The organism is Candidatus Angelobacter sp. (assembly GCA_035607015.1).
In the GTDB taxonomy this organism is placed as follows: Bacteria; Verrucomicrobiota; Verrucomicrobiia; order Limisphaerales; family AV2; genus AV2.
Genome location: DATNDF010000147.1, coordinates 1 through 7,421, shown reverse-complemented (window position 1 = coordinate 7,421; position 7,421 = coordinate 1). Strand labels below are relative to the sequence as shown.

9 protein-coding genes are annotated in these 7,421 nt (G+C 58.0%); 3 read left to right on the top strand and 6 right to left on the bottom strand.

Annotated elements, in window-relative coordinates:
* The 3 genes from VN887_06025 to VN887_06015 form a co-directional block, all read right to left on the bottom strand.
* The coding region (locus VN887_06025) for an amidase (GenBank protein ID HXT39563.1) at positions 1 to 296 on the bottom strand (296 nt) is incomplete at its 3' end.
* Between the two features lie 186 nt (positions 297 to 482).
* Positions 483 to 1,703: an aminotransferase class V-fold PLP-dependent enzyme gene (locus VN887_06020; GenBank protein ID HXT39562.1), complete on the bottom strand. Its 1,221-nt coding sequence runs from the start codon at positions 1,701 to 1,703 to the stop codon at positions 483 to 485.
* Positions 1,704 to 1,738: 35 nt separating this feature from the next.
* Entirely contained in the window at positions 1,739 to 2,461 is a 723-nt protein-coding gene (locus VN887_06015; protein ID HXT39561.1) for a YebC/PmpR family DNA-binding transcriptional regulator, read from the bottom strand.
* 83 nt (positions 2,462 to 2,544) lie between these two features.
* On the opposite strand from VN887_06015, the gene VN887_06010 reads away from it, so the two are divergent.
* Complete coding sequence (locus VN887_06010; GenBank protein HXT39560.1) at positions 2,545 to 3,801, top strand: M48 family metallopeptidase; 1,257 nt, start codon at positions 2,545 to 2,547, stop codon at positions 3,799 to 3,801.
* A gap of 32 nt (positions 3,802 to 3,833) precedes the next feature.
* On the opposite strand, the gene VN887_06005 is transcribed toward VN887_06010, so the two are convergent.
* A complete protein-coding gene (locus tag VN887_06005) occupies positions 3,834 to 4,112 on the bottom strand; it encodes an isoamylase early set domain-containing protein (GenBank protein ID HXT39559.1) in 279 nt (92 codons plus the stop codon).
* A 306-nt stretch (positions 4,113 to 4,418) separates the two neighbouring features.
* Here VN887_06005 and VN887_06000 point away from each other — a divergent pair, with 306 nt between their 5' ends.
* Together VN887_06000 and VN887_05995 are read left to right on the top strand one after the other, a co-directional pair.
* The gene (locus VN887_06000; GenBank protein ID HXT39558.1) at positions 4,419 to 5,180 is read left to right on the top strand and encodes a UvrB/UvrC motif-containing protein; all 762 of its coding nucleotides are present in this window, start codon (positions 4,419 to 4,421) and stop codon (positions 5,178 to 5,180) included.
* Positions 5,181 to 5,184: 4 nt separating this feature from the next.
* Entirely contained in the window at positions 5,185 to 5,631 is a 447-nt protein-coding gene (locus tag VN887_05995) for a GatB/YqeY domain-containing protein (GenBank protein HXT39557.1), read from the top strand.
* 149 nt (positions 5,632 to 5,780) lie between these two features.
* Here the strand turns inward: VN887_05995 and VN887_05990 are convergent, their stop codons facing one another.
* Both VN887_05990 and VN887_05985 read right to left on the bottom strand, forming a co-directional pair.
* Complete coding sequence (locus VN887_05990; GenBank protein ID HXT39556.1) at positions 5,781 to 7,151, bottom strand: sialidase family protein; 1,371 nt, start codon at positions 7,149 to 7,151, stop codon at positions 5,781 to 5,783.
* A gap of 90 nt (positions 7,152 to 7,241) precedes the next feature.
* On the bottom strand, positions 7,242 to 7,421 hold a 180-nt coding region (locus VN887_05985; GenBank protein ID HXT39555.1), incomplete at its 5' end, for a DUF420 domain-containing protein.

Sequence of the window (7,421 nt, the reverse complement as noted above, 5' to 3'; positions counted from 1 at the left end):
CGTTCTTCATCGAGGGATCTCGCGATGGCCAGGGCGTCCGGGTTGATCTCGATCACCGCATTGACCGCCGGACCTCGTTTGTCAATTTGTCCGATGCGCGTCAGGTATTTGTTGACCAGCGCGACCGAAGTGTACTTGCCCGACCTCATGCCCGCCTGAAGGTCCGCGATGCTCATCTCATCCAGCTCGAACGATTTGACCTCGAAGCGCCGGACCGGTGTCGACTTCTCTGCGTGTGCCGCCGCAAAAGCGCCCCCCGCCGAGGTGAAAGTGCTTCCCATCGCAATGGCGCGCAAAAAATTTCTGCGGGTGAGGTTCGGACGCGAGATCCCATTGCGGGGCGTTTCGGTGTCGATTCTTTCCGGTTCCGGTGGATTTTGATCTGGAAGGCAACGAGGCATTGCCGGGCGAGAATATCGCACCATGAACGTTTGGCAAGCCGGTCTGAACAACGCGACCGAACCCGGCCGCCTGAGCGCCGATCATCGAAACTGGTCGTTCAACGCGCGGGCCAACAGCCGGTATTGGGGAAGTGAGTTATAAAGTTGCGCTGAAATCCGGAGCAACCGCCCAGGTGGCGCCGGCCAGGGAATCACCGGGACTTCGATCCCGAATTTCTTGAGGAGCGTGCCCTGAAGCGGATCCAGGTAAAGCGGCGACTTTGACGAGCAAGCGGTGGATCCGTCCGGGAGTGGAAGCGAAACCAACGAGCCGATCATTTCGTCGGGGCACGGAGGCTCGATCCTCAGAGCGTTGCAGATAATCTCGCGCGCCGCCAACGCCAGCCGGCAGTTGCGGTCCATGACGGCCGACCATCCACCCCGCCGCAACGAACCCACAATGCGCAGAGCCTCCGGCACGCTCAAACACGCGGAAGGATCCCAGGTGCCCGTCCACCCGAACTCGATCAGATAACGCGAACGGTCGGCCCGGAGCGAATTGGCGCCGTGGCTTATGGCGAGCGGACGGATCAATTTCTGTCGGTCGCGACGGACGTATAAAAAGCCGGCGCCCTTTGGCGCGCAAATCCATTTGTGACAATTGCCGGTATAATAGGTCGCGCCGAGTTCACGGAGGTCGAGCCGCACCATGCCGGGCGCGTGTGCACCGTCAATCAATGTCTCCACGCCGCGCTTCTCGAGACCTTCCACCAGTTCGCGAACCGGCATGACCAGTCCCGTCTGGCTCGTCACGTGATCCAGCAACGCCAGCCGCGTGTGTCCCGTCGCACAGCCCAATATCGCGTCAGTAACCTGTTTTGCGCTTCGCAGAGGAAATGGCACGCGCGCGACGACGACCCGCGCACCGGAACGTTCGGCAACGAAATTCAACGCGTTCCGGCAGGCGTTATATTCGTGGTCGGTGACGAGCAGTTCGTCCCCGCGCCGGAATCGCAAGGAGCGTAACACCGTGTTCACGCCCGCCGTCGCGTTCGGCACGAACACGATGTCCTCGGATGCCGAGCCGAGAAAGCCGGCCAGCACGTTGCGGGCGCCATCCAGAAGCGCCTCCAGGTCGCGCACGAAAAACTGAATGGGGCGTCGTTCGAAGCGATCGCGGATTCTTCGCTGAAAATCGAGCACCGGCCGCGGACAACTTCCGAATGAACCGTGGTTGAGACAGATCGTCTTCTCATCCAACGGCCAGATCGCAGGGTCACAGGCCGGTTGATCCAGGAGGTGGCGGGATGATTTGCGTGCCATGCGAAGGGATATGTCCGGCCGGAGCGGAACGCGATTCACCTGATTGCCGCGTAAACGCGGTGGACGTCATCATGATCGTCCAGCGCGTTCAGAAAATCCGCGACGACCTTCTTCTGTGCCTCCGTCAATTCGACAAGGCTCTTTGCGACATAGCGCATTTCGGCCGCCGTCACCTTCCAGCCGGCCTTGGTGAGAAACTTGGAAACGCCATCGAGGTCTTTGATTTCCGTGATGAAGCGCGCGCCACTGTGGCCCTCCGGTATCTCCTCAGTTTCCAGCGGCTCGACATTTTGCGCGCCCGCCTCGATCGCGTCGGTCTCGGCATCGCGCGACTTTTCCGCGTGCATCGCTTCAACGACGCCGACGTGGTCGAAGAAAAAGCCCACACTTCCCGGCGCACCGAGCGAGCCGGCGCGAAACAGATGCCGGACTTCGGGCGCGGTGCGGTTGCGGTTGTCCGTAAGACACTCCACGATGACCGGGACCTTGTGCGGCGCGAAGCCCTCGTAGGTCACCAGTTCGAAGGTGATCTTTTCGTCGGTCTGGCCGGCGCCCTTCTTCACGGCGCGCTCGATCGTGTCGCGCGGGACGGAAGCCTTTCGGGCCGCCCCCAATGCCGCATAAAGCCTCGCGTTGAGATCAGGATCGGGGCCGCCGAGCTTCGCCGCGATCATGATTTCGCGGACGACCTTGCCGATGGCCTGTCCACGTTTTGTGGCGTTGGCCACACGTCCGGCCTGTTTCCATTGCGCGCCCATGTGGCCTCTCTTACCGGCTGCGCGAGGAAATATCAACTGTTACTGGACAAAGAGGCGCGAAAGCGAAACCTTTCACGGCGATAATGAATCCGGGGCATATCGCCTCTCTGACCGCGTGCGCGCTGATCCTCGTCAGGTGGGCGGCCGAGCTTGGGTTTTCCAGTCTTAACCGTCGTCACGTGCTGGCTCACTCCAATGCGGTGCCCGAACCGCTTCGCGGGGTCGTTGACGAGCCGACTTATGCCAGGTCGGTCGAATACACCATGGCGAAGGACCGGTTCAGCTCGATCGAAACCACCTGGAGCACCCTCGTTCTGCTCGTCACCCTGTTCAGTGGCGTGCTGCCCTGGGGATACAAGCTGTTCACGGGCTGGCTCGGCGCATCGGCAGGGTCGCAAGCCGCGTTTTTTTTCGTGGTTGTGGTTGCACTGGCCATTCCCGGCCTGCCGTTCGACTGGTATTCGCAGTTCAAACTCGAGGACCGTTTCGGTTTCAACACCACCACTCTTAAAACCTGGTGGCTGGACCGGCTCAAAGGCGCGCTGCTTGCGATGGCGCTGGGTTGCCCGTTGTTGGCGCTCGTGTTGAAGCTGGTCGAATGGACGGGCGAACGTTGGTGGCTCTGGGCCTGGGCGTGCGTGCTCGGGTTTCAACTATTGATGGTCGTGCTGGCGCCGGTCCTGATCCTGCCCTTGTTCAACAAATTCACCCCGTTGCCGGAAGGCCCCCTGCGGGAGCGCCTGCTGGCACTTGGCCGGCGGACCGCCTTCGCCGCGCGCTCGATTCAAGTCATGGACGGCAGCAAACGTTCCCGCCACTCGAACGCCTTTTTCACCGGCTTCGGACGTTTCCGGAAAATCGTTCTGTTTGACACCTTGATCGGGCAACTGGCCGAACCCGAACTCGAGGCGGTCCTGGCCCACGAAGTCGGCCACTGCAAAAAGCGGCACGTCCCGAAAATGCTGGCGTGGTCGGCCGCCGGACTGATTGTCTCTCTTTACGCCGTCGCCTGGCTCGCAAAACAGGACTGGTTCTACGACGCGTTCGGCTTTCCACCGGACGACCTCGCCCCCGCGCTGCTCGTTTTTGTTCTCTTGTACGGCGCGGTTACATTCTGGATTTCTCCCTTGCAAAATTTCTGGTCGCGCCGCTTCGAGTATCAGGCGGACGCGTTCGCCGCCGCCACCCTGGGTGAATCGCGCTCGTTGACCGGCGCCTTGCGCAAACTGAACGAAAAGAACCTGAGCAACCTCACGCCCCACCCGCTCTACAGCGGATTTCATTATTCCCACCCGACGTTGATGGAGCGCGAGCGGGCGCTGGCCCGGACCAGCCATTGAACCACGGCCCACAGCGCAACGCCACGCTTCCGTCACGTCACAACGCGAACGCAGTTTTCGCCTCCGAATGTGTTCGGGACACGCGTCGCGCAAGCGGGATCGTCACGCCACTGACCGTCCACGAGGTATCGGTACTCGTGCGCTCCCTCGGTCAGTGCCAGTGTTGCCTTCCATTGGCCGTCTTTCAACCTTCTCAACTCCACCGGGTGAAGCTCCCAATCGCTGAAGTCGCCAACCAGCTTCACGCTTTGCGCTTCGGGGGCCAGGACGGAGAAGGTCACCTTCTGTTTCGGTAGTGCCTTTGTTGACATGGCAGTGCTCCTGTTGACTGTTCAATGGGCGGACAGCCTCTTTTCCGCCCGATGCGAACGTATTTCACCGCGGTGATTATTCAAGGACAATTTCGGCTCGCACACCGCCACCCGTCGGCAGCAGATCCCGCCGCAAGAGCAGCCGCGCGCCGGTTGATTTATCAGGCCGCGAACTCCGCCGCGGCCAGCGGCCTGAAAACAAGCGTTTTTCCGACGATCGTCCGCCGCGTCAATACACCGCGGAAAAACCGTTGCGGTTCGCTTCGCCCGTTGACTTGAGGCATGACGGCGTACATATTGCGGCGAATGAATTTTGACATCTCTCACTTTCTGGAGCAGTGGGATTACCAGCCGGGAGAGGTCGCCGTCAGGAGATTCAAATCAAAGGATGGGACCGAAAAGATCCAGTTGCGCGTGGACCTCGGTCTGTTGCAAATGAACGCCAGCGGCCGGCCCGACGGCAAGCGGCCCTTCGGCCATGAATCCCTCCTCCAGCATTACCAGGCGAAACTCGAAAAGTACCGGCGGATTCACGGCGCCAGCGACGAAGGCTTCACGCTCAAAGCCGACGACTGCGCGAAGCTGCAACAGGAGGCCATTCAGTATCACCACCGCTACATCTGTCTGTTTCAGTTGGAGGATTACCCCGCTGTCATCCGTGACACCGAGCGCAACCTGACCGTGTTCGCGTTTGTCAACGAATACGCCGAGTCGGACGAACTCTCGTGGTCCCTCCAGCAGTTCGGTCCGCAATTGTTGATGATGCGCATACGGGCCCGGGGCATGCAGGCGTTGCGCGACAACAAACACGAGGAGGCCGTCGAGGCCATTCGCGACGGTCTGGACGAGATCCGGGATTTTTACCGGCAGCACGCCCGCCAGGACTTGCTCGACCAGAGCGGAGAAATTCATTCGCTCGAATCCTGGCTCCAGGAAATTCAGAACAAACGCCCGCTCTCGGAACGCGAGAAGCTCGAACACGCTCTCGAAGAGGCCGTGCGGCAGGAGGATTACGAAAAGGCGGCGCAGGTCCGTGACGCGCTGCGCAACCTCAAAGCCTCCCCGTGACCGCATGACGCTGCTCGAACGCCTCGCCCAGGAGTTGAAGGCCGCCATGCTCGCCAGGGACGCCGACCGCCTCTCGACACTCCGCCTGCTGAAATCCGCCGTCGGCTACGCCCAGATCGAGCGCAAAACGGACTCCCTTTCCGACCCGGACGTCATCGCCATCATCCAGAAGGAAGTGAAAAAACGCCGCGATTCGGTCGAGCAATTCGAGAAAGGCGGACGATTGGAACTGGCCAACAAGGAGAAGCAGGAAATCGTGGTTCTGGAATCGTTTCTTCCCAAACCACTTTCCGCATCCGAGCTTGAGGAGCTTGTTCGCGCCGTCATCCAGGAAACGGGAGCCACAACCAAGAAGCAAATGGGCCAGGTCATCAAGGCGGTGCAAAGCAAGGCGGCAGGCCGGGCCGAAGGGAAAGTCATCAGCGAACTGGTCGGCAAACTTCTGCCGTGAGATTTTGCCGTCCGAAGTGCGTAAAGGTGGTCGCAGGCCTTGTTGCCACTCCAGCACTCAAAAAAGAATCGGCCACAAAACCACCCTGCCGCGTTGCCGGCGCCAGCACTCGCGTTGCCTCAATCGAATTCGCAGAAACCGTGGTTAGCTCAATTGGGAAAAGGTCTTTGCTGATAGTAAATCGGCCAAGGAGGTTGGTTGAGTTTGGTTAAACCAGCCGACTCCTGCTTCAAGTTCAATTTTCCTTGAATGAAGCACAGATGAATAATTCCGTTGAGAAGCACAACGTGCGGATCGCCGGCAGTGATGCCCGCTTTAACATTGTCTGTAACGCGCAGAGGCTTTGCCCAAGTCCTGCCTTTGTCCCTGCTCGTGACGTAGAAAATGTCGTTCGGATCGAAGTTAGTGTGCCAGTCCTTGGCGGTTTGAACGCCAGCCCATGCAATTACGACTTTGTCTCCTTCAACCGAAATAGTGGGCGAATAGGAGTAAAGCAATCCTTCCGACAAAATCACGTCCTTACTCCAGTTCGCATCGGAATCTTTTCGCTGGCAGTAGGCCACCTCAAAATTGTCGCGACTTGGATTAAGCAGATTCAGTCTCCTTTTTTCATGCCGACGATCCAGCCAGCACAAATGAACTGTGTCGCCTTGCGGCGCGGCGATGTAACCGTTGGCGTAAGATTTGATTACTGATTTCGGAGCGTCCCACGAACCATTAGCTTCAGATTTCTGGCTAAACCATAATTGATCACTTCGATTCATTACGGTTTTCGTAGCGAAGTAGAAGAAGCGATTCTTGGTTCTAACAACCGATGTGGGTCCACCTAGTGATTCGGATATCTTTTCCATCTGCCAAGTCGTTCCCGAATCGACCGAGTGGAAAACGCCGCAGTTGCCAGGACCTTTCGTGCCGTCAGTGAAAAGAGTTTTACCACGGTAAGTGACCTCAAGCCCTCCCAAGGAATATGGAATATAGAAATCTTGGCCGTTGATGATACCAATTCCGAAACCCGGCCAATCACGTCGGCCTGGTTCGGTCAGTTTAACATTTGGACCAGTTTCACCAAAAAGTGCTTTAATGTTTGTTATCCATTTCTTCTCTAAAGCGTCCCGAACAGTTAAACTCCCATTTGCGACCACCCGCCCCACAAGCACTGCAATCGCGAGCTGATCATCTTCCATATAACTTCCCTCGAAGAAGGCTCTATCATTGTCTTGGTCCAATGCTGGCCGAGACCAAAAATATCCTTGAGGAACGCCGGTAAACGGCGCTTCGGACCAGGAATTATCACTGGAATTCAACAAGAAACACAGAGCGGTGCGGTTGCGTTGCGACTTTAGAGCAAACACAGAATCATGCCATTTATACAATTCTACTCCTCCTCCCAAGCTGTCGTCGGACTCCGCAAATTTGATTGGAACTGACCAGCCTTGGGCGAACTCGATCTGTTTACTACAGCCCACCAAAAGCCAAGCCGCGTTTCCCAAAACAACCGACGGGATAATCAAGCGTCTCATGACGCTATTGAAGGTCGTCGCGCAAATTATTAAAATGTTTTTATCATTCCAATAAGTAGCGTTCTCCCCAAGCTGCCAGTGACCGTAACCTCACCGTTGCGGGAAGATCTGGTAAAGGAGCAGATAGATTGCCACGCCGGTCACTGAAACATACATCCACAGCGGCCAGGTCCAGCGCGCGATTTTCCGGTGCAGTTCGAAACGTTGCTTCAGCGCGCGATTCAGCGTCATCAACACCAGCGGCACGATGACGATCGCCAGAATCAGATG